Annotated in this window: 23 protein-coding genes; 5 read left to right on the top strand and 18 right to left on the bottom strand. The window is 72.9% G+C overall.

All coding sequences use genetic code 11. From position 1 onward, the window contains the following. Positions 1-161: 161 nt before the first annotated feature. The 8 genes from CP982_RS41490 to CP982_RS02425 all read right to left on the bottom strand — a co-directional run bounded on the left by CP982_RS41490 (position 162) and on the right by CP982_RS02425 (position 8299). A complete protein-coding gene (locus CP982_RS41490; protein ID WP_170316328.1) occupies positions 162-1616 on the bottom strand; it encodes an NADase-type glycan-binding domain-containing protein in 1455 nt (484 codons plus the stop codon). Then, positions 1613-2170, bottom strand: coding sequence for a phage tail protein (locus tag CP982_RS02455; protein WP_150508925.1), 558 nt, complete (start codon positions 2168-2170; stop codon positions 1613-1615). Before CP982_RS02455 ends, CP982_RS41490 begins: the two co-directional genes overlap by 4 nt. A gap of 28 nt (positions 2171-2198) precedes the next feature. After that, positions 2199-4157, bottom strand: a complete 1959-nt coding sequence (locus CP982_RS02450) for a putative baseplate assembly protein (RefSeq protein WP_150508924.1) — start codon at positions 4155-4157, stop codon at positions 2199-2201. Beyond that, a complete protein-coding gene (locus CP982_RS02445; RefSeq protein ID WP_150508923.1) occupies positions 4157-4609 on the bottom strand; it encodes a GPW/gp25 family protein in 453 nt (150 codons plus the stop codon). Before CP982_RS02445 ends, CP982_RS02450 begins: the two co-directional genes overlap by 1 nt. A 54-nt stretch (positions 4610-4663) precedes the next feature. Then, positions 4664-6571: a VgrG-related protein gene (locus tag CP982_RS02440; protein ID WP_150508922.1), complete on the bottom strand. Its 1908-nt coding sequence runs from the start codon at positions 6569-6571 to the stop codon at positions 4664-4666. After that, on the bottom strand, positions 6571-7290 hold the full coding sequence (locus CP982_RS02435; protein ID WP_150508921.1) for a CIS tube protein: 720 nt from the start codon (positions 7288-7290) through the stop codon (positions 6571-6573). The genes CP982_RS02440 and CP982_RS02435 overlap by 1 nt, the downstream gene beginning before the upstream one ends. Before the next feature lie 29 nt (positions 7291-7319). Continuing rightward, on the bottom strand, positions 7320-7742 hold the full coding sequence (locus tag CP982_RS02430) for a phage tail protein (RefSeq protein ID WP_150508920.1): 423 nt from the start codon (positions 7740-7742) through the stop codon (positions 7320-7322). Positions 7743-7810: 68 nt separating this feature from the next. Then, entirely contained in the window at positions 7811-8299 is a 489-nt protein-coding gene (locus CP982_RS02425) for a hypothetical protein (protein ID WP_150508919.1), read from the bottom strand. A gap of 1351 nt (positions 8300-9650) precedes the next feature. On the opposite strand from CP982_RS02425, the gene CP982_RS02420 reads away from it, so the two are divergent. Continuing rightward, complete coding sequence (locus CP982_RS02420) at positions 9651-10436, top strand: hypothetical protein (RefSeq protein WP_150508918.1); 786 nt, start codon at positions 9651-9653, stop codon at positions 10434-10436. An 809-nt stretch (positions 10437-11245) separates the two neighbouring features. Here CP982_RS02420 and CP982_RS41485 read toward each other — a convergent pair. The 4 genes from CP982_RS41485 to CP982_RS02405 form a co-directional block, all read right to left on the bottom strand. Then, positions 11246-11404, bottom strand: coding sequence for a DUF6760 family protein (locus CP982_RS41485; protein ID WP_170316327.1), 159 nt, complete (start codon positions 11402-11404; stop codon positions 11246-11248). Then, positions 11401-11907 (bottom strand): hypothetical protein, encoded by a 507-nt coding sequence (locus CP982_RS02415; protein ID WP_150508917.1) that lies wholly within the window; start codon positions 11905-11907, stop codon positions 11401-11403. The genes CP982_RS41485 and CP982_RS02415 overlap by 4 nt, the downstream gene beginning before the upstream one ends. Beyond that, on the bottom strand, positions 11907-12350 hold the full coding sequence (locus CP982_RS02410; protein ID WP_150508916.1) for a phage tail protein: 444 nt from the start codon (positions 12348-12350) through the stop codon (positions 11907-11909). Before CP982_RS02410 ends, CP982_RS02415 begins: the two co-directional genes overlap by 1 nt. A gap of 108 nt (positions 12351-12458) precedes the next feature. Next, the gene (locus CP982_RS02405; RefSeq protein ID WP_150508915.1) at positions 12459-14054 is read right to left on the bottom strand and encodes a phage tail sheath subtilisin-like domain-containing protein; all 1596 of its coding nucleotides are present in this window, start codon (positions 14052-14054) and stop codon (positions 12459-12461) included. 305 nt (positions 14055-14359) lie between these two features. On the opposite strand from CP982_RS02405, the gene CP982_RS02400 reads away from it, so the two are divergent. Next, positions 14360-15763, top strand: a complete 1404-nt coding sequence (locus CP982_RS02400) for a hydrolase (protein WP_150508914.1) — start codon at positions 14360-14362, stop codon at positions 15761-15763. Positions 15764-15794: 31 nt separating this feature from the next. Here the strand turns inward: CP982_RS02400 and CP982_RS02395 are convergent, their stop codons facing one another. From CP982_RS02395 to CP982_RS02375, 5 genes are all read right to left on the bottom strand, one after another. Then, positions 15795-17816 (bottom strand): ATP-binding protein, encoded by a 2022-nt coding sequence (locus CP982_RS02395; RefSeq protein ID WP_150508913.1) that lies wholly within the window; start codon positions 17814-17816, stop codon positions 15795-15797. After that, positions 17813-18490: a Pvc16 family protein gene (locus tag CP982_RS02390; protein WP_150508912.1), complete on the bottom strand. Its 678-nt coding sequence runs from the start codon at positions 18488-18490 to the stop codon at positions 17813-17815. The genes CP982_RS02395 and CP982_RS02390 overlap by 4 nt, the downstream gene beginning before the upstream one ends. Positions 18491-18650: 160 nt before the next feature. Next, a complete protein-coding gene (locus tag CP982_RS02385; RefSeq protein ID WP_150508911.1) occupies positions 18651-19307 on the bottom strand; it encodes a helix-turn-helix transcriptional regulator in 657 nt (218 codons plus the stop codon). Positions 19308-19462: 155 nt separating this feature from the next. Continuing rightward, the gene (locus tag CP982_RS02380; protein WP_150508910.1) at positions 19463-20209 is read right to left on the bottom strand and encodes an FG-GAP repeat domain-containing protein; all 747 of its coding nucleotides are present in this window, start codon (positions 20207-20209) and stop codon (positions 19463-19465) included. Between the two features lie 287 nt (positions 20210-20496). After that, positions 20497-20946 carry a helix-turn-helix domain-containing protein gene (locus tag CP982_RS02375; RefSeq protein WP_150508909.1) on the bottom strand — a complete coding sequence of 150 codons (450 nt, stop codon included), beginning with the start codon at positions 20944-20946 and terminating at the stop codon, positions 20497-20499. Between the two features lie 110 nt (positions 20947-21056). Here CP982_RS02375 and CP982_RS02370 point away from each other — a divergent pair, with 110 nt between their 5' ends. After that, complete coding sequence (locus CP982_RS02370; RefSeq protein WP_150508908.1) at positions 21057-21980, top strand: LLM class flavin-dependent oxidoreductase; 924 nt, start codon at positions 21057-21059, stop codon at positions 21978-21980. 54 nt (positions 21981-22034) lie between these two features. Here CP982_RS02370 and CP982_RS02365 read toward each other — a convergent pair whose 3' ends face one another. Beyond that, positions 22035-23039 (bottom strand): YdcF family protein, encoded by a 1005-nt coding sequence (locus CP982_RS02365; RefSeq protein WP_150508907.1) that lies wholly within the window; start codon positions 23037-23039, stop codon positions 22035-22037. Positions 23040-23271: 232 nt separating this feature from the next. On the opposite strand from CP982_RS02365, the gene CP982_RS02360 reads away from it, so the two are divergent. Together CP982_RS02360 and CP982_RS02355 are read left to right on the top strand one after the other, a co-directional pair. Further along, positions 23272-24750 (top strand): MFS transporter, encoded by a 1479-nt coding sequence (locus tag CP982_RS02360; protein WP_150508906.1) that lies wholly within the window; start codon positions 23272-23274, stop codon positions 24748-24750. 120 nt (positions 24751-24870) lie between these two features. Further along, positions 24871-25908: a sulfotransferase family protein gene (locus CP982_RS02355; protein WP_150508905.1), complete on the top strand. Its 1038-nt coding sequence runs from the start codon at positions 24871-24873 to the stop codon at positions 25906-25908. The last annotated feature ends 30 nt before the right edge of the window (positions 25909-25938 follow it).

The raw sequence follows: 25938 nt of genomic DNA, 5'->3' as shown, positions 1-25938 counted from the left end.
CCGGAATCCCCCCTCAGGAAGTGAGCAGTCATCGGCCCGGTGGCGGGTTCAGCATTCTGGGCGTGCTCGGGGGCGGGCAAGGAAGCCCGGTTCACCGTGGCAACTCGCCGAAGTGGTGGCACTCCGGCGAGCGCCCGGGGAGGGAGGGGCGGGCGGTGCGCTCAGCTCCGGTCGCTGCCCGAGCGGCCGAAGAGTTCGATCTCGGCGATGGCCACCTGCTTCTTGTCGGACGCGGCGTGGGCCGACTCGATGGTGAAGCGGACCCGGGTGACCTCGCCGACGCGGAAGGCGCGGCGCTGGCCGCCCGCGGCCGGGTCCAGGGTGAGTTCGCGGGTCGCGGTCGTGCCGTCCTTCTTGGTGAGGGTCGCCTTGACCCGGTGCGGCAGGGCCGACTTGCCGAGCTGGTCGGCTCGGGTCGACATCCCCGGCGTGATGACGACGTCGAGCAGACGGGTCGGCCGGGCGAAGCCCACCTCGATCCACTCGCCCTGGCCGGACTGTGCGACCCCGGGGCCCCACCAGGTGTTGTTGAGCTTGTCGAAGGCCAGCTTCGGACCGTGCCCCTCGTAGGAACGCGAGGCGCGGATCCGGTCCGGCTCGACGGGGGCGCGCTTGGCGAAGTGGTCGCGCGTGGCCTGGACCCCGTCGGGGATGTTCACCACGCCGAGGACGAGCAGCGGAAGGACGACGGCCGCGGTGACCCAGGTGCCGACGCGGTCGAAGACGCGGCTCAGCCGGGGGCGGTCACCCGCCCAGGGGGTCTCGTGCCGCCCGGGGCCGAAGAGGCGGCGCCACCAGGGCAGGTGCGCGGGCGGCCCTTCGCCGCGCTCGGCGCGGTCGGCGAGCGGCATCGCGCAGCGGGCGCAGAAGTGCCGGTCAGGGTGGTTCGGCGTGGAGCACCACGGGCAGGGCGCGCCGTGCCCCGACCCCTGCTGCGGACCGGGGACGCGGACGCGGGGCCGGTCGGTGTCGGGCCGGCCCGGCAGGACCGGGGCCACGGACGGCATGGGCGCGGCGGGCCGCGGCGCCGGTTCGGAGACGGGGACGACCAGGGAGCGGGCGCGGTCGGACAGGGCGTCGGCGGGGGCGGGACCGTGCGGGGCGGTGGCTGCCGGTGTGTTGGGGGTGGTGTCCGTGAGGTCCGGGTTGCCGGGCGGGAACGGGGGCGCGCCCTCGGGGCCGCTGCCCGGGGTATGTCCCGGGGCCGGGTGCGCGGGGTCGCGCCGGGGAGGGCCGGAGGGGGCCGGGGGACGGCCCGTGGCGGGGGAGGGTGCCGGGCCGGGGCCGGGGGTGTGCGCGCCGCCGTGGGCACCTGGGGCCGCCGTCCGGGCGGGGCCACCGTCATCGGGGCGGGCGGCGGCGTTCCAACCGGGGCTGGGGCCGGAGGCCGCGCCGGAACCTGGGCCGTAGGCCGGGCTTGAACCGGAGCCGGGGCCGGAGGCCGGACCCGAACCCGGGCCGGAGGCCGGGCCTGAACCGGAACCCGGGCCGGAGGCCCTCGTCGCCGCCTTGCGCGCCCCCGCCCGGTCCCAGCTCAGGACCGCACCGCAGGCGTCGCAGAACGACTGACCGGGTTCCACGCGGGAGTCGCACTCGGCGCAGTTCTGCGTGGTCATCTTTCGAGGGTCCTTTCGGCGGCCGTCACGGTGACGGTGTAGGGCATGTGAGCGGGACGGGCGGCGGCCACGAGCACGTCCAGGCGGTGGGTGTCCGCCGGAGTGGGATCGGGCAGCCGCAGGGTGACCTGCAGATGGGGGCGGGGCCTGCCGGGCACGGGGCCGCGGGGCCGCGCGCTCCACGCGGCGCCCCCGCTCTCCGATATCTCCGGCTCGACGCCGAACGCCAGCCGGACCGCCTCCGACAGACCCCGCGGTGTGCCCCGTACGCGGTGCAGGCCCGCGGCGGCCGCCACGGCGGCGCGCAGGCGCGCCTCGGGTTCGGTGCCGTCGGTCTCCGCCCCGACCCAGGTGCTCAGCCACTGGGTGAAGTCGACCGGTGTGAGCGCGGGGTCGAAGTAGGAGTCCAGACAGTCGAGGACGTTCAGGATCGGCGCCAGGACCTCGTCCAGGCCCGCGACGAAGCGCTGGGCGAGGTCGTCGTCGGCGAAGACCGCGGGGAGCATCGTGCCGATCGGCGCCGAGGAGCCGAGGCCGTCGACGGACCCTCTCATCGGTGGCCTCCCGGAAGCGTCGGGCGCGTCACGGGGTGTCCCCGATCACGCGGACGCGGTGGTCGAAGGAGAACACCAGGGCGGACCGCTCCAGGTCGATGCGGTCGGTGGCGTCGCCGCGCTTGCCGGTCAGCGGGTCGGCAGGGTGCAGGACGACCTCGTCGACCAGCTCGACGCCGGGCACCCGTTGCAGCACGGCGAAGACCTCGCCCGCCTGGACCGGGCGGCCGAAGGGCCAGCCGCGGCCGTCCGCACCGCCGCTGAGCGGGTCGAGATGCCGGTAGAGGGCGTCGTGCGCCGCGCGTCGCACCTGGTCGGTCTCCACCCCGCGGAACGCGTGGACGGTGGCCACCACCGTGATGCCCTGGTAGTAGGGCGGGCCCACGGCGAGCCGGGTGCCGATGAGGCGGCGCTCGTCGAGGTGGCGGGTGACGCGCTCCAACAGGGCGTCGCCGGGGACGAGTTGCTCGAAGCGGAGCCGCCCCCCGGGGTCGGGCACGGCCTGCGGCACGACGAGGACGCGCACCGCGTGCGCGCCGTAGTCGTCGACCCTGCCCTCCAGGCAGGTGATGCGGGCGGTCTCCGGGGCGGCGCGACGGGCGAGTTCCTCGTAGTCGCGCAGCGTCACCGCGCGCTCCTGGGCGCGGAGCGTGATCGGTGCCCGCACCTTGGCCTCCTCGACCGTCTCGCCGTCGACCCCGCCGCGCGCGGCCTCCGCGTTCACGACCTCGGTGACGTACGGGATGGAGGTGCGCAGGACGCGGATCGCGCCGCGGGCCACGTTGCCGGACCGGCCGCCGCCGGTGCGGTAGCGGCGGGCGCGGATGACCGCTCCCTTGGGGGCGACGAAGCCGAACTGGCGCAAGGAGCCGTCGGGTTCGCGCACCGCGGGTCCGAAGGCGATGTCGCCGGTGGCCGCGTCGAGGGTGATGTGCCGGTCCTCCGGGCGCGACTCGGCGAAGTGCGGGACCACCCGCCAGTCCTGCCAGCCGTCGTGCTCGGCGGTCTGGAGGAGGACCGGCTGGTCGTCGCCGACGACCGGCGCGTGGGCGAGCCGCAGCCGCTGCCCGGGCAGGCCGGTGGCCTCACCGAGCGCCTCGTCGTACACCGTCTCGGCGTGCACGACACGGGTGGTGCCGCCGACCGTGCAGGCCTCCGCGGCGCGCACCGTCGGCGAGCTGGCGTAGAACGGCTGGTCGGACAGGGGCTCGGTGACGCGGCAGCGCAGCCAGCCGCCCTCGTGGCCCGCGTTGCGGGACAGGACGTGGCCGCCCGGCACGTGTACGACGACGTCGCCGGGCCGGTTGAGGCCGCCGGTGCCGTCCTGGTGGACCGCGCACGGCTGCCAGCCGTCCGCGGTCCAGGCCTCCCACACGAGCGGCGGCTGGCGGGGGTCGACGCCGACGCCGTCGACCCGGCTGTCCAGTTCGAGGGCGACCGCGCAGTGCGGGACGGCCGACGTCAGACCGAACAGCAGACAGTCACCCGGACGCGGCGCCTCCGTGAAGCACAGCACGTCGTTGCCCTCGGCGAGGTCGGCGGTCCGGTCGGCGACGGGCTCGCCGCGGCGCTGCACCACCAGGCGTGAAAGGGCGCAGGGGACGACGCGCAGATCCCGTTCGGTGGCGAAGACGACCGCGTCCTCGTGCTCCGTGCGCAGCGTGGTCACCTCGGTGCCGACCGGCACCGCCACCGTCTCCTCCCGGGGCGCCGACAGCCAGAACGTGACGTCCGTACGCGCGGCGGTCGGCGGGAAGAGCGTGATGCCGACCAGGTCGAGGAAGGCCAGGTGGTTCTTCTCCGGCACGCGGTTGAGGCGGTACACGATCTGGTCGGCCATGTGCGCGACCGTCTCGACGAGGGTGACGCCGGGGTCCGAGACGTTGTGGTCGGTCCACTCCGGGGCCCGCTGCTGGATGTAGCGCTTGGCGTCGTCGACGAACTGCTGGAAGCGGCGGTCGTCGAGGTTGGGGGAGTGCAGGGGCATCAGCGGTCGCTTTCGGGGGAGCCACCGGGGCCGCCGGACGTCTCCGGGGCCCCCGGCTCCTCGTGGGAGGGGATGACGTAGAAGGGGAAGACGAGGCTGCGCGGGTTGTTCGTGCCGCGGATCGCGTACTGGACGTCGATGTAGAGCACGCTCTGGTCGGTGCCCGTGCTGACCTCCACGCTGTGCACCTCGACGCGGGGCTCCCAGCGGTCCAGGCTCAGCTGCACCTCGTGCTGGATGCGGCCCGCGGTCTGCTCGTTGACCGGGGCGAACACCAGGTCGTGGATGGCGCAGCCGAACTCCGGGCGCATCGGCCGCTCGCCGGGCGCGGTGGCCAGGACGAGCCGGATGGCCTCCTCGATCTCGCGCTCCCCGCTGACCAGGGCGATGCCGCCGGTGGGACCGATGCGCAGCGGGAACGCCCAGCCGGAGCCGACGAATTGTTCGGCCATCGATAGGTCACCGCTCTCTTCCGCCGCGCTCGCGGCACGGGTTCGGGTGGGTCATCAGAACGGCACCGGCTTCCCGTTGATCCTGAGGACGCCGGTCAACGCGAGATTGGCGCCGGTCAAGCTGGCCATGGCCGCCGAGGTGAGCGACGCGGGGCCGACGGAGTTGATGCTCGCCGCGCCCACCGCGCTGATGCTCACCGCGCCCGCCGCCTTGACGTTGAACAGCGACGAGGTGACGCTGAACGCACCGGCGGGCGCGTTGACGTTGACGGCGCTCACGGCCCGGATGTTGAGCATCCCGCCGCTCTGGATGGACACGTTGCGCTTGGCGCTCAGGGTCAGGTCCGTGCCCGCCCGGACGGACACGGAGCGGCTGCCCTTGATGGTGACCGAGCCCTTGCTGTCCACGGTGATCTCGGTCTTCGCGCGGTCCAGGTGGACGACCAGCTTGTCGTCGCCCGTGCTCACCCGTACGCCCCGGTGGCCGCCCACGCGCTGGCTGAGCAGATCGACACGGTTGCCGGTGCGGTCCGCCAGGGTGTGGCGGCTGGCCTGGTTGCGCGCCCCGGAGTAGAGCGGCGCCTTGTTCCGGGTCGGCCTGTCCTTGCCGTTGTAGAGTCCACCGATCACGAAGGGGTGGTCGAGCGCGCCCCGGTCGAAGCCCACGAGGACCTCGTCGCCGACGTCCAGCGGGAAGATGCCGCCGCCGCGCTTCCCGCCGAGCTGCACGCAGCGCGTCCAGTCGCTGACGTACGTGTCGTCCAGCCACGGGAACTTCAGCTTCACGCGGGCCTGCTCGTCCTTCACGTCGACGTCCGTGACGACGGCGTTGGCCACGCCGGGCAGCCGCGGCTCGCTCTCCGTGCCGCCCGACGCGAGCCCGTACAGCGAGCGCCACTGGCGGCCGCTGACGGTCACCCAGGACTCGTAGCGCTGCCCGTTGCCGAACACGTGCCGCACCGAGGTCGTCGTGTACTTGCCCTGGAAGGGCCAGCCGACGTCACCGAGGGCCACGGGCACGCCCGGGCGCAGCTTGGGGTTGCCGTGGACGATGACCTCCAGCTCGGAGAAGGAGGAGGACACGTCGTCGAAGAGGGCGTCGGCGGCGTGCTTGACCTCGGTCCGCTTGTCGTAGGGCACGGAGGTCCGTACGAGCTTGGTCTTCTTGAAGGCGCCCGCGGCCCGCGTCGGCGAGGTGCCGATGGAGAAGACGGGGTTGTTGGCGCGGCGCGAGGTCTCCACGATCTCGCGCGCGGTGGCGACGTCGTAGCCGCGCACCTCTACCTCGGCGACCTGGTCGGCGGCGGTCACGGAGGTGCGCAGGCGCAGGATGTCGATCCCGGACTTCAGGACGAGGGGGTTCTTCTCGTTCTTCGGCGAGGGCGCGCCCGAGGACGGCTTCGGCGAGACGAAGTTGAACCTGCCCTCGGCGTCGAGGGACATCACCATCTTGTTCTCGTCCGCGAGCCGGGCGATGAAGTCCCAGTCGGTGACGTTGGCCTGGCTGATGAAGTCGTAGCTCGCGCCGGAGGACTCGATCCTCCCGACGGGCACGCCCGCGAGCCCGGCCAGCTTCCGCACGATCGAGGACGCGGTCTCGTTCGTGTACGCGGCCACGCGGCGCCGGCGCAGGAAGCGGTGCCCGAGGTCGTAGCCGCGGATGACGGTGAAGGAGCCGGTGCCGTCGTAGTCGGCCTCCAGGGCGGTGACCTCACCGGTGAGGAGCGGGTCGCCGGCGCCCTGCCCGTCGGCCACCGGGGTCAGCACCACCTCGGTGCCGAACCTCACTTGGAGCTCCTTGAGGAGCAGCCGGTACGGATCGCGGAAGGTGAGCCGGAACGCGGCCGGGACCCCGGCGCCCTGGTCGACCCAGCCGTCGACGAGCATCCCGGCGTACTTGTCCAGGAGTTCCTCGCCGCCGAACCGCACCTTCATGATGCTGGAGAAGGCCGTGTCGGCCATCAGCGCCCCACCTCCTGCGCCGCGGGCAGCACGAGTTCGGCGCCGGACGCGAGGGTCGACGGGTCGTCGATCCCGTTGGCCTCGGCGATGGCCCGCCACACCGTGGCGTCGCCGTACTCGCGCCAGGCGAGCGACTGCAGCGAGTCACCGGCGACGACCCGGTGCACGCGCTGCGCGGTGAGCGCGCCAGAGGTCGGGTTCTGCCCCTCGGGATCCCCCGGAATCTCGTGGAGGCGCAGCTGGCAGGCGGCCCGGATGGGCACGCCCGACGTGCCGAAGAGGGTGTACGAGGCGTCGACGGACCCGACGTAGGCGGTGAACCGGGCCGTCTTGAACGACCCCCACTGGAAGACCACCCAGGGTGGCGACGGCTGGTCGGCGTCCTTGCTCCTGGCCGTCACCGCACAGCAGTCGAGCAGCGACTTCACCTTCTTCATGACCGTGTCGCTCGTCGGCTGGTCGGAGGAGTCCAGAAAGATCTCCACGCTCATCTCGCGCGACTCCGAACCGATGAACTCCGGCTGCGCGCCGTCCCGGTTGCTCGCGGTCGGGGTCACCGTCCAGGTCGCCCGGCGGCCGATGGTGAGCTGTGCCGGGTTGAAGTCGAAGTCGAACGATTTCATCAAGCTCCCGGGCGTGGTGCTGATCCCGACGGGGGGCTCGTGGATGGCGAGGCTGGCCCGTACGAGGCTCTTGCCTGCGCCCTTGCCCTTGGGCATAGGGGTCTCCCGCTCCTGTCTTCCGGCTCTCAGTCCGTGAACCCGTGGTGGGCGATCTCCAGGACCTCCGTGGCGACGGCCGGGCTGCCGGGGTCGAGCCGGGGGCCCTGCCAGCTCACCGGGAGCACGTCGATGAGACCCCAGCGGGCCACCTCCGAGCCGTCCGCGCGCAGCGCCGCGATCTCGGCGGTGGGCCGCTTGATCCCGGTCTGCACGGTGGAGATCCACTTGGCGACCTTCGTGGTGTCCGGGGTGAGCGGGCGGGTCAGCCGGATGGTGGGGAACGTGACGCGGGACGGCAGTTGCCACACGAAGCCGTTGTTGCCGCCCTCCTGCCGGTGCTCGATCTCCACCTGCGACGACAGCCCTTGACAGCCGTTGAAGTAGCCGAGGCTCTCGCCGTCGATGGAGAGGCGGAACCACATCGTGGAGCCCGGGTCCTGGCGGGGCATCGCGCGGAGCCTTTCTGTCGTTCCTTCTGACCGTGTCTACGTGCCGTACGAGGGGGGACCGCGTCGGCTCAGCGGTGGTCGTCACGCAGCCTGCCGATCCGCTCGCGGTCCATGCGCAGCTCGGTGCGGATCAGCCGCGTGATGCGGCCGACCATCCGGTGCACCAGCTCGTCGACCTGGAAGTCGCTGAGGTGCTTCGGGTCGAACGCGCCCTCGGGGACCCGCGTGTAGGCGGGCGGAGCCTCGCGCACCGGGGCTCGGACCGGGGTGTACCGGGGCAGCGGGTCGTCCTCGGCGGTCGGACTGTAGGCCGGCGGCGGGTCGTCGGCCCGCTCCGTCCTGCGCGACTCGGCCCGCCCCAGACTGTCGGCGACCGCGGCGGCCGCCGACGAGGCGAGCGAACCGATCGCCGAGGACGGGGTCCGCTGGACGGTGAGTTCCCCGCCACCGGTCGGCGACGCCGCCGACGCTACGCGGGGGCCGGTGGGTGAGGGGGTGATCGGAGCGCCGAGAGGTGTGGGCCGTCGTTGGAGGGGTGGGGCCGGGGCCGTCGGCACAGAGGGCACGGGGGCGCCGAGGCCCGGACGGGGAGTGGTGCTGCGCTGCACAGGGGCTGTGGCGTGGTTGGGAGGTGTGCCCGGTCGGTGGTGTGGGGTGTGCTGAGGTCCCGTACTGGAGTGGGGCAGGACGGCTCGACGCTGGACGGGGGTGGCGCTGGTGCTGGGCGTGGTCGAGTCGGTTGGGGCGGGCTGGGGTGTTGATGTGTGTTGTGTCTGTGGGTGTGTGGGGGATGTGTCGCGAGTGCTCGGGGTCGGGCCGGGCGCCGGTGGGGTGGTGTGGGTGACTGGTGTGTTCGGTTGCTGGTGCGGGGTGTTTTGAGTTCCCTTGCCGGAGCGGGGCGCGTCGGCGCGCCGCTGGACGGGGGCGTTGCTCGCGTTCGCACTGGCCGTATGAGACGTGATGCCGACCGAGGACGGCGTCCCAGGGGAGGCCGACGTATGGTTCGGCTTCGTCTTGGGGCTTGGGCGCGCGTGGTCGGGAAGGGGAGCGTGCGCTTCCGTCGAGGGCCGTGTTGCTGTCCGTGGTGAGGGCGGGGTGGGCCTGTCGGTGGCTTGACTTGGTTGGGCCTTGGGGCTCGGGGTGGTGTGGACAGGGAGTAGTGGGTCGCGCGCCTCCGTCGAGCACTGAGGCTCCGTCCGCGGTGAGGGCGCGGTTGGCCTGTCGGCGGCGCCGCCGCTCGGTTGGGCCGGGCGGCTCTGCGTACCCCGCTCATCTCCCGTACCACTTAGTGCTGTTGGACGTACTCCGGATGCGCCCGAGTTCCCCGGGGACACCGCTCGCTGCACCGGCGGTGGGCTGCTGACGGAGGCGGTGGCCTGGCTGTCGGCGATACGTGCTCCTGTGCGCGGCTTGGTGGCCGGGCCGCTGCTGGGCGGAACCGGCGGGGTGTCTTGCCGGGCGGCCGCCTGCTGCCCGGGGGTTTCGCCGTCGGCCGAGGCGGACTCCTCGCCAGAACCACCGCTCGCTTTCCGAGCCGGTGCGGCTTCCCGGCGGGCGACTGCCAGGACGCGCCGCTGCACCGCTGTCGACGCGGCCTGGGCCTTGATGAGGGGGCTAGAGGAGGGGGCGGCGGGCGGCGCAGGCGTCACACGAACACTGCGAGCCGGGTCCGGGCCCTGAACGGTAACTGCCGTAGGGGGCAGGGCGGTTGACCCTTCGGAAGGCTCCTCGGACATGAGGGGAGCCGCCTCTGCGCTCCGCTTCGTCTGCACGACAGAACTCCGGACGACGGGACTCCGCGTGGCAGCGCCAGCCGCCGCCGAGGATCCGCCGGCCTCCGTGAACCGACGGGATCCACCGGAGGCGCCCGCGCCACCGGGAGCACTGGGTCCCAATGACCGTGCGACGGTGACCGACGAGGAAGTGAACGGCACGGCAGGCGCCACGGATGTGGACGGCGAATCCGAACTTGCCGAGGAAGGCGACGACGCCGAGGACGGCGAGGGCGCTGCCGAGCGCGCGGATGGCGCTGAGGAAGTCGCATGCCCGGCGTTCGGGCGCGGCCCCGAGGGCCCGCGGGCTTCTGTGAACCGTCGGGATCCACCGGAGGCGCCTGCGCCACCGGGAGCACTGGGTCCCAACGACCGCGCGACGGTGACCGATGAGGAGGCGGTCGGCACGACAGGTACCGCGGTGGGTGCCCCGGACGTGGACGGTGAATTCGAACCTGCCGAGGACGGCGAGGGCGCCGCCGAGCGCGCGGACGGCGCTGAGGAAGCCGCGTGCCCGGCGTTCGGGCGCGGCCCTGAGGGGCCGTGGGCCTCCATGAGTCGACGGGATCCGCCGGAGGCGCCCGTGCTATCGGGAGTATTGGGTCGCAGTGACCGTGCGACGGTGACTGACGAGGAAGCGGATGCCACGGTGGGCGCCCCGGACGTGGGCGGCGGATCCGATCTTGGCGAGGAGGCCGCGTGCTCGGCGTTCGGGCGCGGCCCTGAGGGGCCGTGGGCCTCCATGAGTCGACGGGATCCGTCGGAGGCGCCCGTGCTATCGGGAGTATTGGGTCGCAGCGGCTGTGCGACGGTGACTGACGAGGAAGCGGATGCCACGGTGGGCGCCCCGGACGTGGGCGGCGGATCCGACCTTGGCGATGAAGCCGCGTGCCCCGAGGATCCGCGGTCCCCCATGAACTGACGGGATCCACCGGAGGCGCCCGTGCCACCGGGAGCACTGGGTCGCAGTGACCGTGCGACGGTGACTGACGAGGAAGCGGATGCCACGGTGGGCGCCCCGGACGTGGGCGGCGGATCGGACCTTGGCGAGGAGGCCGCGTGCTCGGCGTTCGGGCGCGGCATCGAGGGTCCGTGGGCCTGCATGAGTCGACGGGATTCACCGGAGGCGCCCGTGCCACTGGGAGCACTGTGTCGCAGTGACCGTGCGACGGTGACCGACGAGGAAGCGGACGGCACGGCAGGCGCCACAGACGTGGACGGTGAATCCGAACCTGCCGAGGACGGCGAGGACGCCGCAGGCGAAGCGGGCGGCGCGAATGAGGCGGCCCCCGCCCCCGGCAGCGCCCGCAGCGGAGCGACAGGCACCCGCCGCGGCGAAGGCTCCCGCGACGCAACCGTCCAGGACACCGCGCTCACGGCCCCTTCGAGCCCCGTGACCGGCCGCGCCGGGTCGGCCAGGGGTGTCGCGGAGAGCAGGCCGCCGATGGCGCCGTCCAGGACCCTGGTGCGGGCCGACGCCACCGTGAAGGAGGGGTCCTGCCACGTCGGCAGCCGCCTGCCGAACGCGGCGTCCGCGACCCCGGCCTCCCCGCCGCCCACGGAACGCTGGATGGGCGGCAGCGTCGGCCAAGCGGCGCGCGCGGACACCCCGCCGCCGGAACCCACCGCCCGGCCTTCGCCCGAGCCGTGCCCCTCACCGGCGCCAGGCCCCTCAGGCCGCCCCGAGCCACGCCCCCGCGCGCCCCGCAGCCGGTCCCAGAACCCCATCGCTCAGCCCTCCGCCCCTGCGAGTGCCACGAACGACGCGATCTGGCGCGTGTAGCGGCGCCGGTCGTGATGTTCGAGGTCCAGGATCGTCTCCAGGTTCCAGTGGAAGTGATAGGCGACGTACGCGATCTCCTCCTGCAGCCGGTCGGTCGCGTACGTCACGATTCCCCCAGGCGGCTCCCGCCGAGTTCCACCTCGAACGGCTCGGAGCAGTGCGGGCACTCCACCGCGGCGCGGGTGTGGCCCTCGGCGTTGATCTGACGGTAGAAGTCCTGGAGGAAGGCGAGGTCGGAGGCGAACATGTTCTCCACCGTCCCGTCGTGCACGGTCGCGAGCGTGCCCAGGCGCGTGATGACGCGCCCGAGGAGCACCACCGACAGGTACGCCGGATTCTCCTGGACCCGGACGTCGCGCAGTGGGACGAGTTCGTCCCGCGCCGTCGAGAGGCGCATCACCCCGTCCCGGTGCACGGTCCCGGCCTCGTCGACGTAGCCGCGCGGCAGTTGGAAGGGGAACTCCGTGCGCAGCTCCCGCAGCGCGGTCCCGGCGGGAGGCGGGGACGGGGGCGGGGGCGGGGACTCCGCTCCCGCCGCCGCGGCCCGCGGAGCGGGCGGTGCCGCGGCGGCCGTCCCCCGGCCCGGCGCGCCGACAGCGGTGCGCCGCATTACTCGATGACCAGTTCTTCGAAGACGATGGTGACGGTCTCGGTGAGCGCGGCGGCCTCGCCCGCCTTGAGGGTGCTCGCGTCGATCTTGCTGCACCAGGCGTTGCGCAGGTTGTACCGCTTCACCGGGTTGTCCTCGAAGTCCATCATGATGATCGAGGCGTTCTTGCGGGCCGTGCTCATCCGCCCGTTGATCGAGTCGTTGATCCACTGGGTGAACGAGGCCGACTGGGTCATGCCGCGCACCACGGTGCACTGCCCGTTCTTCTGCACGCCCGGCAGCAGGTTGATGTCGATCTGGCCCTGCGCGGTGTTCTGCTGGCTGACGATGACGTCCTGCTCGATGGTGAGGCCGCTGACCTCCGAGAGGTACTCGACCATCACTCCGTCGATCTGCAGGCCGAAGTTGTGTGAGGTGAGGGAGTCACCCTGCATGAGACTCATGGGTTCGCGTTCCTTCTGGCTTCTGGGCTTCTTGCCGGTGACGTACGAGGCGATGTGCGAGGTGGGGAGACATACGAGGAGACGAGATGTGCGGGAGGGCGCCCCGGCCTACTCCTCCAACTCCCCGCTGCCGCTGGAGAACTGGGAGAGGCGGAAGATCACGAACTCGGCGGGCTTGACCGGCGCCACACCGATCTCGCACACGACCCGGCCCAGGTCGACCGACTCCGCCGGGTTGGTCTCCTCGTCGCACTTCACGTAGTAGGCCTCGTCGGGCCGGCGGCCGAAGAGCGCTCCGCTGCGCCACTCGTTGACCAGGAACGCCGAGATGTTGCGGCGGATGCGGGCCCACAGGGCGTGGTCGTTCGGCTCGAACACCACCCACTGGGTGCCGATGAGGATCGACTCCTCCAGGTAGTTGAAGTACCGGCGGATGTTCAGATAGCGCCACTCGGGGTCGGACGAGAGGGTGCGGGCGCCCCAGACGCGCACGCCGCGGCCCGGGAAGGCACGGATGCAGTTGACGCCGATGGGGTTGAGCAGGTCCTGCTCGCCGCGGGTGATCTGGAGCTCCAGGTCGACGGCGCCGCGCACGACCTCGTTGGCGGGGGCCTTGTGCACGCCACGCTCGGAGTCGTTGCGGGCCCAGATGCCGGCGACGTGACCGCTGGGCGGCATCAGCCGGGACCGGCCCGTGGCCGGGTCGAAGGTCTTCAGCCAGGGGTAGTACAGGGCCGCGTACTTGGAGTCGTAGCCCGCGGTCTCCTGGCGCCACACCCGGATCTGACGGGCATTGAGGCTCGGCGGCGGGTCGATGACCGCGACCCTGTCGCCCATCAGCTCGCAGTGGGCGATGAGGCCGAGCTGCACGGCCTTGACGGCCTCCAGGTCGATCGTGCCCCGCTGGTAGGCGGCCATGAGGTCGGGCACCGCGACCATGGAGATCTCGTCGATGGCCTCGAGGCCGCCGAAGCCCGTGCGGTCCGCGGAGTCGCCGAGGTACTGGGCCGGGCCGGGGTGCGCGGTCGCGTCCCGCTCGACGGGGGCGGGTGCGGGTGCGGGGGCCGGGGGCGCGGCAAGGGTCACGGTCTGGTTCTCGGGGCGGGCGAGCTGCGCCGCCGGGGCCGCCTCCGTCACGGTGATGAGCTTGGAGCGCTCCTTCACCTGGGTGACGACGTAGGACCGGTTGCCCTTCTTGGCGCTGACGTCGAAGCTCTCGACCTGCTTGCCGCCGTCCTTGACGACGAGCTTGAAGCGCTCGGCGGGGCCCTCGCCCTCGGGGTCGGCGACCTCCACCGTCAGGGGGCCGTGCGAGCCGTTCGCCGTGGCCGCCACGGCGAAGGTGCCGAGCTGCCGCGGCTCGGCGGCGGGCAGGGCCGCCGGGGCCGCCGCGCCGGTCACCGCGGCGGGGGCCTCGCCGTCACCGGCACCGCCCTCGGCGGCGTCGCCGACCCGCACCACGTACGCGGCGGAACCGCCGTTGTTGAAGAAGCCGTACACGGAGTGGGCGAGGTAGTACCCGTCGGTGAAGTCGCCGAAGGAGGTGACGTACTGGGTCCAGTTCGTCACCAGGGTCGGCTCGTTCAGCGGTCCGGTCGGCGCTAGCCCGACGAAGGCCGCTACGGAGGTGCCGACGCCCTCGATCGGGCGCGAACCGCTGGCCACCTCCTCGACGTAGACGCCGGGTGACAGATAGGACGGCATGCTCTGCTCTCCTCGGAGTACGGGACGCGGGGTACGGAACTCGGGGTACGGGACGGGACCTCTTCACCCTGGCGGGTGCGTGCCGCCGCTGAAACGGCCTTGAGTGCCGGTCGCCGGGCAACGCCACTGCCCTCAGGGGCACGGAGCGCGTTCCCCGCCCGCCGTGCCGATCCGGTCCGTGCGGCCGGGCGACGGGGCGCGGGCTCAGCGGGGGCGGGCGGGGGCACCCGCCGTCGCCCTTGGGGGCAACAGGGTCTGCCCGGCCGCCTCCTGACGGGGCGGCGGGCCCCTCCTAGCGTCGTGGCGTGAGCCTTTGGACCTCTTTGGAACCCGCATCCGCCACCGTCGATCCCGGGGACAGCACCACGGTGCGCCTGCGGGTGCGCAACACCGGCGACATCGTCGACGAGTACCACTTCGAACCGGTGGGCGACCTCGCCCCCTGGACCACCGTCGAGCCGCGCAGTCTGCGGCTCTACCCCGGGACGACCGACACGGTGGTCCTGACGTTCGCACCGCCGCGCACGCCGGACGCGACCGCGGGACCCCATCCGTACGCGGTGCGGGTCACACCGACGGAACATCCGGACGCCGTCGTCGTCCCCGAGGGCAACCTCACCGTCACCCCCTTCAGCGAGGTGCGCGCGGAGTTGGTGCCGCCGACGGTGAAGGGGCGGTTCCGGGGACGGCCGAAGCTCGCGGTGGACAACCTCGGCAACACCAAGGTCACCGCGTCCCTCGGCGGCAGCGACACCGGCGACCGGATCTCCTACGACCTCCAGCCGGGCAACGTCCAGATCGAGCCGGGCCGGGCCGCGTTCGTGAAGGTGACGCTGCGGCCGCGGCAGATCACCTGGTTCGGATCCAAGCAGGAGCAGCCGTACGTGCTCTCGGTGCGGCGCTCCGGGGCCGAACCGAAGGACGTGGACGGCACGTTCGTGCAGCGCGGGATCCTGCCGGGCTGGCTGGCCACCACCTTCGGACTGCTCCTCGCGGTGGCCATCGCCTTCGTGATGATCTGGATCTCGTACCAGCCGCAGGTCAAGAGCGTGGCGCGGGAGAAGCCCGCGGAGGCCGGAAAGATCAAGCCGGTCAGTCCCTCCGCCCCCATCAGCAGCGCGCCCCCGCCGTCCGGCAAGAAGGACGACGAACCCGCCGAGAAGCCCGACGAGGACAAGGAGGAGAAGTCGCAGGACGGTGGAGGCGGCGGTGGAGGCGACGACTCCGAGGAGGACGAGCCCGAGGAGCGCACCGCGGCCGCCGCGGTGCGCGAACTCGCCGCGAGCGGCGAGGGCCGGCACATCTGCTACCGCGCCTACGTGCAGGACGAGGGCTGGCAGGACCCGGTGTGCGACGGGGAGGAGGCCGGGACGGTGGGCGAGGACAAGCCGATCCGGTCCCTCAACATCGCGGTGTCCGGCACGGGCGGCGTCAACGCCACCGCCGCCTACGTGACCGAGCACTGGCGCGCGGGGGACCAGTGGAAGAACGCCGGGGACGAGGAGGACCTGTACATCGGGGACGAGGACTCCAACTACCCCATGCAGGGCTTCAGCATCAGCGTCCCCGACGGCTCCGTGTGCTTCGAGGCCTACGCGAAGGACACGGAGTGGATCCAGGAGGTGTGCACCCCGGAGGGCAAGGACTTCTACGCGGGTGCCCCGATGGAGGAGGACCGCCAGCTGGAGGGCGTCCGCCTCAGGGCCTGAGCCCACGGGCGGGCGGCTGCCGCCCGCCCGCTCACCAGCTCGCCTCGCCCGGCACCAGGCGCCCCGCCTTGCGGTACTCGCGGCGGGCGCCTTCCCACAGGTCGCCCGCCGCGACCTCGCCGCCTCGGCCCGCGGCGAGGTAGGCGGCGGTGACCACCGCGCTGCGGATCGAACCGCCCGCGAGCTCGAACTCCCGGGCGAGCGAGGCGACGTCGATGTCCTCGGCGCGGGGCACGTGCGACAGGCCGTGCCGCCACAGCGCGAGCCGCTGACCGGCGTCCGGGAAGGGGAAGTCGACCACCAGGTCGAGACGGCGGGTGAACGCGTCGTCGATGTTGGCCCGCAGATTGGTGGTGAGCAGGGCGATGCCGTCGAAGGACTCCAGGCGCTGCAACAGGTAGGCGCTCTCCATGTTGGCGTACCGGTCGTGGGCGTCCTTGACCTCCGAGCGCTTGCCGAAGACGGCGTCGGCCTCGTCGAAGAGGAGCACGGCGTCCGTGCGGTCGGCCTCCGTGAAGATCCGTTCGAGGTTCTTCTCGGTCTCGCCGACGTACTTGTCCACGATCGAGGACAGCTGGACCACGTACAGGTCGACGCCGAGGTCGGCGGCGATCACCTCCGCGGACAGCGTCTTGCCGGTGCCGGACTCGCCCGCGAAGAGCCCGAGCACGCCCCGGCCCCGGCCGCCGCCCGCGCTCAGCCGCCAGTCGCCGAGCACCCGGTCGCGGTAGCGGGCGCGCAGGGAGAGTTCCCGCAGCTGGGCGAGGGGCCCGTCGGGCAGGACCAGGTCCTCCCAGTCCACCGCGGGCCGGATCCGCCGGGCGTGCCGTTCGAGCCCCGACGCCGACTGCTGGCGCGCGGCGAGCCGCACGTGGGAGGCGGCGAGCGGAGCCCCTTCGAACGCGGCGAGCGCCGCCGCCGCGCGAGCGGCCCGCGCGATGCGCTCCCCACCGAGGTGGTACGGGGCGACGGTGGCGGCCAGGTCGAACCCGTCGGCGTCGGGACCGAGCGCGGTCCGCCAGACGGCCGTGCCCCCTGCCGAGTGCCGGGGCGCATGGAGCACCAGCGGGTCGTGCGCGGACCACTGCGGGTCGTAGGGGCGGGGATCGACGAGCAGCACCGTCACGTCCGTGGCGGCGGTCAGCTCGGCCACCATCGGGCCGGGGTGCTCGGGCAGGCCGCACACCACGACCGCCCGGCCGCTCAGGCGGGCTTCCCGCAGCAGTTCGGGGACGCGGTCGGCGCAGCCGGAGAAGCACAGCGCGTCGACGCCCGCCGCGTGCAGGGCGGACGCGAGGGTGGCCAGGGCGTCGCCCTCGCGGTGCTCCCGCAGATAGGCGGTGACGGGCCCGTCACCGAGCCGCGCGGCGAGGCGGCGGACGAAGGCCTCGTCGTGCTCCGCCGCGGGCGGCGGCGCGGGCAGGGCGCGCAGCGTGCCGAGGAGCGCGGCGTCCGGGGTGTCGTCGCCCAGCACATGGGCCACGAGCCGGTCGGGCACGCGCAACGAGCGGGTGAGCAGCGGGCGCTCGGCGTCCTCGACGGTCATCAGGCGCAGGGCGCGCAGCGGCGCCGAGGGATGGAAGCGGGCGCGGGCCCCCGGCAGGTGCGCGGGCACCCCGCACAGGTCGAGGGCGAGGCCCACGGTGGCGCGGCGGCGGCTCACGTCGTCGTTGAGGTAGCCGTAGAGCGGCTCGAAGGCGCGGTCGAGGTCGGGCGCGAGGGCGATGAGCAGTATGGCGGTGTCCAGCTCGGTGAGGCCGAGACCGGCGGCCGCGCGGGCGAGGCGGTCGGCGGAGTCGTCCGGCCGCGGCGTCGGCCCGTCGAGGCGCAGCTCCCCGTCGGGCGCCGTGCGCTCCGGGGCGCGCAGCAGTCGGCTCACTGCCTCCTGGGACACGTACAGGCCGCGCAGCGGGTCGTGCGCGGTGGGGTCGTCGGCCGAGCGGTGCTCGACCAGGGCCGTGACCGACTGCCGCAGCGCGGCGAGCCGGTCGAGGAGGAAGCGGGCCGGGTCCGCGGCGGCGGGCGCCGGGGTGTCCAGGGACGAGGTGCTCATGGCTGCTCCGTGCGGCTCCCCGCCGCCTGTTCGCGTGCGGCGCGGGCCGCCGCCACGTGGTGGGGCCGGTGGGCGCGCTCGGCCGACCGGGGCGGGCCGCCGTCCATCCCGCCCAGCCGGACCGTCGCGCCCTCCGTGACCGGCGGACCCGCGTCGTAGTCGGGGTGGGCCGGGAACGGCACCGTCACCGCGAGGTCGAGGGAGGGCTTGAGCTCGCCGCCGAGCGCGGACCAGATGTCGGCGAGGGAGCGGGCCTCCGACTGGAAGTCGCCGAGCGCCACCGGCACCGCGAGACCCAGGCGCCCGAGCGCTCCCGGCAACTCCTCGGCGGGGAGGAGTTCGTGGGGGAGCAGCGTCGCCAGGACCGCGGACAGCAGCCGGTGTTCGTCCTGCGGCGTCTTCGTCCAGGCCGTCACCAGGTAGGACAGGCGGAACCAGCGCGGGGGCCTGCGGTGGCGCACGACGACGGCCCGGTCGTCCCGCAGTGAGGTGCGGCCGCGCTGGCGCCGGGACACGTCCTCCCGGATGTCGTACAGGTAGGCGTTGACCACGGGAGCGTTGCGCCGGGCCGCCCAGTCGCGGGTGGGCACGTCGAAGGACACGTCGATGCCGGAACCGGCAAGGGCTCCGCCGCCGATGAGGCCTTTGAGTACCTCGTCCACCTCATGCATCACGCTGCATCACTCTCGCGCTCCCGCCCGGCGTCCGCGCCCTGCCGACTCTGTGGGCCCGGCCACCGATGGTGCTCCCCGCGCCCCGCGGATCGCAGGCTCGGCGGGGACGGCGGCGGGGCAGCGCGGTTGCCCCCAAGGGCGCTCCCCGTGGCCCGGCCGGTCAGATGTAGCCCTCACGGAGGGCGTAGGCCACCGCGTGCGCCCGGTTGCGCAGATGCAGGCGCGTGGTGAGGCCGTGCATGACGTTCTTGACGGTGCGTTCGGAGTACGACAGCTTGAGCGCGATCTCCGAGGTGTCGAGGCCTTCGGCGACCAGGCGCACGACGTCCACCTCGCGCTGGGTGAGGCCGAGGAAGCCCCCCGGCTGGTCGGCGCGGCCCCGATGCAGGCGTCCCACCTGGCTGATGAGCCGTCCCAGCAGGTCGGAGGGTAATTCGCCGCCGCCCTTCGCGGCGGTCATCACGGCCTGCACCAGGCGGCGGGCGGTGGCCTCGCGGCGCCAGACGATGGCGCCGACACCGCACTCGATGACGTCCAGGAGTTCGTGCTCGCGGACCGTGCCCACGACGAGCACGGCGCGCGAGCCCTCGCTGCGCACGGTGCGGCGAAGGCGGGCGAGGGCGCCCTCGTCGAGCACGTCCTCGATGAGCAGGGCGACCGTGGCGGGCCCGGAGGCCTCGCACAGCTCGACCTCCGGATAGCGGCGCAGCTGGCTGAGGACTCCCTCGCGGCTGATCGGATCGGGCGCCGCTACGGTGATCCGGACCCGGTTCGGCTTCGCTGCGGTGGTCACGGGGGCGGGGGACGGGCTGGACAAGCGGATTCCTCACTTCAACGACTGCGGCGACGCGCGCCGTGCTCGGCCGGGGACAAGCCGAAGGGGGCTCCCGGCCGTCGGCCGGGCCGGGGACCGTGGTCGATCCTGAGGGCCGGGTGCCGCCCGCCCGGAGGACGGGCGGCACCCGGTGGGGGTCAGGAGCAGGGCTTGTAGAAGTGCTTCCAACCGCTGGTGGGCATGGACGGCGGCTCGGCCGGGGTGCCCCAGGCGCCGTACTTCCGCTCGTCGTCGGAGTTGTACTTGCCCGGCCCGCTGGCGGCCTTCGTCAGGCGTACGTTCCGCTCCCAGACGCCGTCACCGGCGTTGCTGAGGAGCGCGAGGTCGGGGTACGCGTCGCCGCCGTAGTTGGCGATCCGGAGCTCCTTGACCTCACTGCTGTCGCCGATGTCCAGGTGCCGGGTGCGCGTGGAGCTCAGGTTGGAGCGCTTGAGCGGCCCGGGACGGTAGTCCGCCACGCGGGCGCTGGACGGGTCGTCCACGCCGGACGGCTTGACGATGTTGACGACCAGGTCCAGCTTGCCGTCGTTCTGGAAGTCGGCGACCGCGGCGGTCGCCACCTCTCCGGCGCGCTTGCCGAGGAGCTTGCTGACGGTCTGCTTGGAGCCGAACGTGCCGTCCGCCTTGCCCCACTGGACGGTCATCTTGGTGCCGGTGTGCCCGGGGTTGCTGATCTTGTCCGCGCGGCCGTCGCCGTCGAGGTCGCCGACCAGCGTGGTGGTGCCGGACAGACACGCGGCCGCCGCCCGAGCGGCCGCTCCCGACCGTTCGCCACCGTCCGAGCCCGACGACCCGGCCGCGCTGGCCTGGTAACCGGCGACCGTCAGGGTCAGGGCGACGGCCGCGACCGGCGCTGCGATCAGACGTGAGCGCTTGCGAAACATCTACGGACTCCTCATGTCATTGCTGCTCTGCCGTGCTTCAGAACCGGGTTTCCCCGTGTCCCGTGGGGGACGTGGGAACCCATCGATGAGCACGAATCGAGCATGCGCGGTGCCCTGCCCCGAATGCCACGCCTGCCGGGAAGTTGGGGACGATGGAACGCGAAAATGGCCCCTGACCAGGCGAAACGTAAGGCGCCTGGAATGCGTGAGTGGGACACGACGCAGCGTGTGCGGAGCGGCGGGCGAGCAGTTTCAAAGGCTTGCTGCGCATCAGGCAACCAGAGCCGTCAAGAGGCGCTCTCACTCCCTATGGGGGTTGCCTTCACCGGGCTCTCAGAGGGCGCCCCCGCCGGGAGTCCCACGCGCGCGCGAAAGCCCTCGCAGTGCTCGAGCGCGTCCTCGCGCGGGCACGACAGCAGGCCGCGCAGATAGGCGCGTGCCGAGTCCAGTCGGGCCATCTCGGCCTCGATGGCGGCTATCCGGACGGTGACGGTGTCGCGCCAGTCGGGGCTCTCCGCGGGTGCGTCGAGGGCCGCGGCGATCTCGTTGAGGGACAGCTGCCCGGTGGTCCGCCACAGCCGGATCAGCGCGACCCGGTAGAACTGGTCGGCGCTGTAGTAGCGCTGCCCCGCCCGTCGCTGGGGCGTGACGAGCCCGCGGCGCTCCCAGTAGTGCAGCGTGGACACGGGCAGACCGAAGTGGTCGGCGACTTGCCGGATCGAAGCCAGGTCGTTCATCGGGCCAGTTGAACTCAACCCCGGTTGAGCGGGCAAGGTCGGCCGCATCGCACGTCGAAGGCGGCCGCCCCTCGTGCAAGCGGCGGCCGCCCCCACGGGAAAGGACCGACATGTCGGTGAACCTTGGCGTCTGCCTTCCGACCTTCGCGGAGCCGGGCGGCGAAGGCCTCGGCGGGATCCCCGCGTTGGCGCTCCACGCCGAGCGGGTCGGACTCGACACGGTGTGGGCGGGCGACCGCCTGTGTGCGCGCCCCCCGTTCCTGGAGAGCGTGGTCGCGCTGAGCGCCGCCGCCGCGGTCACCGAGCGCGTGCGGATCGGCTTCGGGGTCATGCAGTTGGCGCTGCGGCAGCAGGCGTGGGCGGCCAAGCAACTGTCGTCGTTGCAGCATCTGTCCGGCAACCGCGTGGTCCTGGGGGTCGGCGCGGGCGTGCACGCCGAGGACTGGCTGGTCGGCGGGGTCCCGTTCGCGGGCCGTGGCCGCCGGACCGAGGCGATGCTGCGCGCGCTTCCCGATCTCTTCGCGGGCCGCCCGACGGCCTTGCTGACCGAGCCCGGCGAGCCGGTGATGACGCTCGACCCCGCCGTTCCCGCACCGCCGTTGTGGGTGGGCGGCATGTCCGACCGCGCGCTGCGGCGCGCCCTCGACCACGGCGTCGGCTGGCTCGCGTCGCTCCTCGAACCCGCGCGCCTCGGCGAGCGGGCCGCCGCGCTGACGGCGATGGCGGCCGAAGCGGGGACCCGGGCGCCGGAGGTCGGCACCACGGTGTTCGCCGCGCTGAGCACCGACCCGGAAGAGAACAGCCGGGGGCACCGGCGACTGGTCCGCTATCTGCGCTCCCTGACCGGGGAGCGGGGCCTCTCCGAGCGGCAGGCGTCCGGCCTCGTCGTCAGCGGACCTCCCGAGCGCCTTGCCGAGCGGCTCGACGAGTACCGCCGCGCGGGCGCGAGCACCTTCGTCGTCAACCTGTCCGGCAGCGGCCTGCGCCGGCAGTACGAACTGCTCGCCCGCACCCGCGAGCTCCTGCGTGACTGAGTCCGCTGAGTCCGCTGATTCCGGTGGCTCCGCTGAGCCCGCGTAGGGAGGCCGTCAGCGCGTCGCCCACACCAGTACGCCGCCGACGGCGAACAGCAGGAAGACGGCGATGTTGGTCCGCTTGTACGCGACGATGACGGCCGTGAACTCGCGGATCGTCGCGTTGGGCCAGAAGTACGTGGCCGTGGGCGAGCCCACCACCTGCCCCCGGATCCCCATCCGCCGGGCGGTGAGGGCGGCGCGGAAGGCGTGGTAGTTGTTCGTGACGATGACGCACCGGTAGCCGGGGTTCGCCTTCTCCATGATCGCCTTGCTGAACCGCAGGTTCTCCTCCGTCGTCGTCGACTTGTCCTCCCGCTCGATCAGATCCTCGGGAAAGCCGCGGTCCGTGAGATAGGCGGCCATGGCGTGGGACTCCGGCAGGTCCTCGTCGGGCCCCTGCCCGCCCGAGGTGATCACGGAGGGGTAGTTGCCGCGCTTGGTGAGCCGTGCGTGCACCTCCTGGGCCCGGTCGAGGCGGCTGGCCAGCAGCGGCGGAACGGTCGACCCGCCGATCAGACCCGAGCCGAGCACGACCACGTAGTCGGCCCTGCGGCGGACGTAGAGGCGGCCGTAGAGGAACGAGTAGCCGACGAAGCACAGGAACAGGAAGGAGAGGTAGCAGGTCATCCCGAGGGCCGTCGCACCGACGCCGAGCAGCACCGGCGTCTCCGCCACCGCCGCGGTGATCAGCAGGGCGATCACCGCGAGGACCGACACCGCGGCCATCAGCGAGAACAGATTGGTGAGGCTGCGGCCCTCCTTGCGCACCATCTGCAGGCCGTTGAGGAACAGCAGACACGTGAGGAGCAGGATGCCGAGCCCTCCGACCGCGAGGACCGAACCGGCGACGACCGTCCCCGAGGCCGAGCCGGATCCGACCAGCTCGGCGATCCACGCCACGAGGGCACTGAGCGCGGTGAGTCCCAGCAGGACCGCGTTGCTGAACTTCCGGCGCTCACGCAGCACCCGCCAACAGAAGACCAGGAAGAGCAGCGCAGCCGGCGCGTATACCCACACGCGCACAGCGTAGGCGGCCCGGCCCGCGGGCGGCGGCCCTTCCCGTGTCGCGCCACCGCCGCGGGCTCCGAGACCGCGGACCGGATGTCGTAGGTTGTCACGTTTGTCCGTCGTACGGTCTCCGGGAACGTGTGCGCCGGGGCGCACAGGGAACGCGGTGTTACGCGACGGACGGGGCGCGGCCGGGGGCACGGGCACAGGGGCCACGGACGCGCGGGCGGAGGAGGCGGCGATGGCGACGGACGACCGGGCGGACGCGCGGAGCGAGACGATCACGACCTCCGTACCCGCGCGCCTCGACCGGCTCCCGTGGTCGCGCTGGCACTGGACGGTCGTCATCGGGCTCGGCACGGTCTGGATCCTGGACGGCCTGGAGGTGACGGTCGTCGGCAGCATCGCGAGCCGCTTGTCGGAGGAGGGCAGCGGACTGCCCGTCAGCGCGGCGCAGGTGACGGGCATCGCGGCGGCCCTGTACGTGGCGGGCGCCTGCTCGGGCGCGCTGTTCTTCGGCTGGCTGACCGACCGCTACGGCCGCAAGAAGCTCTTCCTGATCACCCTCGCCGTCTATCTGGCGGCCACCGCGCTGACCGCGGTGTCCTTCTCCAGCTGGTGGTTCTTCGCGTTCCGCTTCCTCACCGGCTTCGGCATCGGAGGCGAGTACGCGGCCATCAACTCCGCCGTCGACGAGCTGATCCCGTCCCGCTACCGGGGCCGCGTCGACCTCGTCATCAACGGCAGCTTCTGGCTGGGCGCGGTGGGCGGCGCCCTCCTCTCCGTGCTCGCGCTCGACACCGGCCTCTTCGCGATGAACGTCGGCTGGCGGCTGACGTTCGCCCTCGGCGTCGTCCTCGGCCTGGTCATCCTGCTGGTGCGGCGGAACGTCCCGGAGAGCCCGCGCTGGCTGCTCCTGCACGGCCGCGGCGAGGAAGCGGAACGCCTCGTCGCCGACGTGGAGAAGCGCATCACGGCCGAGAAGGGCCGCCCGCTCCCGGAACCGGCGGGCGAGATCACCGTCCATCCGCAGGCCGCCATCGGCTTCGGCGCCATCGCCCGCACCGTGCTCTCGACCTACCGCAAGCGCGCCACCCTCAGCTTCTCGCTGTTCATCGGCCAGGCCTTCCTCTACAACGCGATCACCTTCGGCTTCGGCGCCATCCTCACCACGTTCTACGACGTGCCGAGCGGCTCGACGGGCTACTACTTCGCGGTCATGGCGGTCGGCAACTTCCTCGGGCCGCTCCTCCTCGGCCCCCTCTTCGACACGCTCGGCCGACGGATCATGATCTCCAGTACGTACGTGCTCTCCGGCCTGCTGCTCTCCGTCACCGCCTGGCTCTTCGACGGCGAGCACCTCACCGCGAAGACCCTCACGGCCTGCTGGTGCGTGGTCCTCTTCTTCGCGTCCGCCGGGGCCAGTTCGGCGTATCTGACCGCGAGCGAGATCTTCCCGATGGAGACCCGGGCCATGGCCATCGCGTTCTTCTACGCCATCGGCACGGCGGCGGGCGGCATCAGCGGCCCCCTGCTCTTCGCCGAGCTGACCGAGACGGGCGTCGTCGCGGACACGACGCTCGCCTTCCAGGTCGGAGCCGCCCTGATGACCCTGGCCGGCCTCGTGGCCGCCGCTCTCGCCGTCAACGCCGAGCGCCGCTCCCTCGAGGACATCGCGGCCCCGCTGTCGACAGCGGCCCCCACGGGCGCCCGAAGCTGACCGGCGCGAAGCCGGGTGGATGGCGCAGGGCCACGCGGGGCAGGCCTCTGGCGGGCGACGCCCGCCCCCTGACCCGTTCCCGCCCCCGATCCGCCCCCGCACCCTTCCCGGAGAGTGACCGTGCGCACCTTGACCTTCGTCATCGGTACGGGCCGCAGCGGCTCGACCGCGCTGTCCCGCATCCTCAACTCGCACCCGGCCGTCCTCAGCCTCAACGAGTACATGGCCTCCGTGGGCGGCGCGGCCTTCCCCGAAGGCAAGGTCACCGGCGAGGAGTTCTGGCAGGCGCTGTTCCGGCCCGCCCCGCACTTCGAGCGGATGATCCTCAGCGGGGTGCCGCTGCCGGAGTTCCTCTACCCGCGCCGCCCCGGCAGGTACGCGGCGGAGACTACCGGCATCCCCGCGCTCTCCCTCATGGTCCTGCCCCACCTCACCGACGACCCGGACGGGCTCCTCGACGAACTCGGCGCGGCGGTCGTCCCCTGGCCCGAGCGCACCGCCGCCGAACACCACGAGGCGCTGTTCGACCTGCTCCGCGCACGGTTCGGCCGCACGGCCGTCGTGGAGCGCTCCGGCTACTCGACCGGATGGGCGCCGATGCTGCGCGCCGCCTTCCCGCACGCGCGGTTCGTGCACATGTTCCGCGACGGACCGGACTGCGCCCTGTCCATGAGCCGCCACATCGGGTACCGCGCGATCTCCCTGCAGCGCGAGATCAAGGAGCGAGCCGGCGTCGAGGGCTTCGCCGACCTGACCGACGCCCACGTACGCGCGCTGCCCGCGGACCTCTCGCCGCTGCTCGGGGAGCGCTTCGACGCCGCTCTCGTACGCGACCGGCACATCCCCCTGCGGACGTTCGGCAGCCTCTGGTCGGAACTGGTCACCGAGGGAACGGAGTTCCTGAACCGGCTTCCCGTCGGCCAGGGCACGACGCTCGCCTACGAGGACCTCCTCGACGCTCCCCGGGAACAGCTGGCCCGTCTGGCCGCGTTCGTCGGCGTCGACCCGCTGCCGCAGTGGCTGGATGACGCCTGCGCCCTGCTCGACCACAGCCGACGGGGCTCGGCCCGGCAGCTGACGGACGCGGAACTCGACGAGCTCAGGGAGACCTGCGCCCCCGGCGCACGTGTCCTGGGGAGGCCCAAGGCCGGTGACTGAGACGCGCGATCGCCTTTTGTAGGGCGGTTC

The organism is Streptomyces spectabilis, assembly GCF_008704795.1.
Taxonomy (GTDB): Bacteria; Actinomycetota; Actinomycetes; order Streptomycetales; family Streptomycetaceae; genus Streptomyces; species Streptomyces spectabilis.
This window is presented reverse-complemented; position numbering and strand designations above follow the sequence as displayed.

Coding starts and splice junctions, on each gene's coding strand:
- CP982_RS41490 (WP_170316328.1), bottom strand. CDS start 1,616: ATGACCACGCAGAACTGCGCCGAGTGCGACTCCCGCGTGGAACCCGGT.
- CP982_RS02455 (WP_150508925.1), bottom strand. CDS start 2,170: ATGAGAGGGTCCGTCGACGGCCTCGGCTCCTCGGCGCCGATCGGCACG.
- CP982_RS02450 (WP_150508924.1), bottom strand. CDS start 4,157: ATGCCCCTGCACTCCCCCAACCTCGACGACCGCCGCTTCCAGCAGTTC.
- CP982_RS02445 (WP_150508923.1), bottom strand. CDS start 4,609: ATGGCCGAACAATTCGTCGGCTCCGGCTGGGCGTTCCCGCTGCGCATC.
- CP982_RS02440 (WP_150508922.1), bottom strand. CDS start 6,571: ATGGCCGACACGGCCTTCTCCAGCATCATGAAGGTGCGGTTCGGCGGC.
- CP982_RS02435 (WP_150508921.1), bottom strand. CDS start 7,290: ATGCCCAAGGGCAAGGGCGCAGGCAAGAGCCTCGTACGGGCCAGCCTC.
- CP982_RS02430 (WP_150508920.1), bottom strand. CDS start 7,742: ATGCCCCGCCAGGACCCGGGCTCCACGATGTGGTTCCGCCTCTCCATC.
- CP982_RS02415 (WP_150508917.1), bottom strand. CDS start 11,907: ATGCGGCGCACCGCTGTCGGCGCGCCGGGCCGGGGGACGGCCGCCGCG.
- CP982_RS02410 (WP_150508916.1), bottom strand. CDS start 12,350: ATGAGTCTCATGCAGGGTGACTCCCTCACCTCACACAACTTCGGCCTG.
- CP982_RS02405 (WP_150508915.1), bottom strand. CDS start 14,054: ATGCCGTCCTATCTGTCACCCGGCGTCTACGTCGAGGAGGTGGCCAGC.
- CP982_RS02395 (WP_150508913.1), bottom strand. CDS start 17,816: ATGAGCACCTCGTCCCTGGACACCCCGGCGCCCGCCGCCGCGGACCCG.
- CP982_RS02380 (WP_150508910.1), bottom strand. CDS start 20,209: ATGTTTCGCAAGCGCTCACGTCTGATCGCAGCGCCGGTCGCGGCCGTC.
- CP982_RS02375 (WP_150508909.1), bottom strand. CDS start 20,946: ATGAACGACCTGGCTTCGATCCGGCAAGTCGCCGACCACTTCGGTCTG.
- CP982_RS02370 (WP_150508908.1), top strand. CDS start 21,057: ATGTCGGTGAACCTTGGCGTCTGCCTTCCGACCTTCGCGGAGCCGGGC.
- CP982_RS02360 (WP_150508906.1), top strand. CDS start 23,272: ATGGCGACGGACGACCGGGCGGACGCGCGGAGCGAGACGATCACGACC.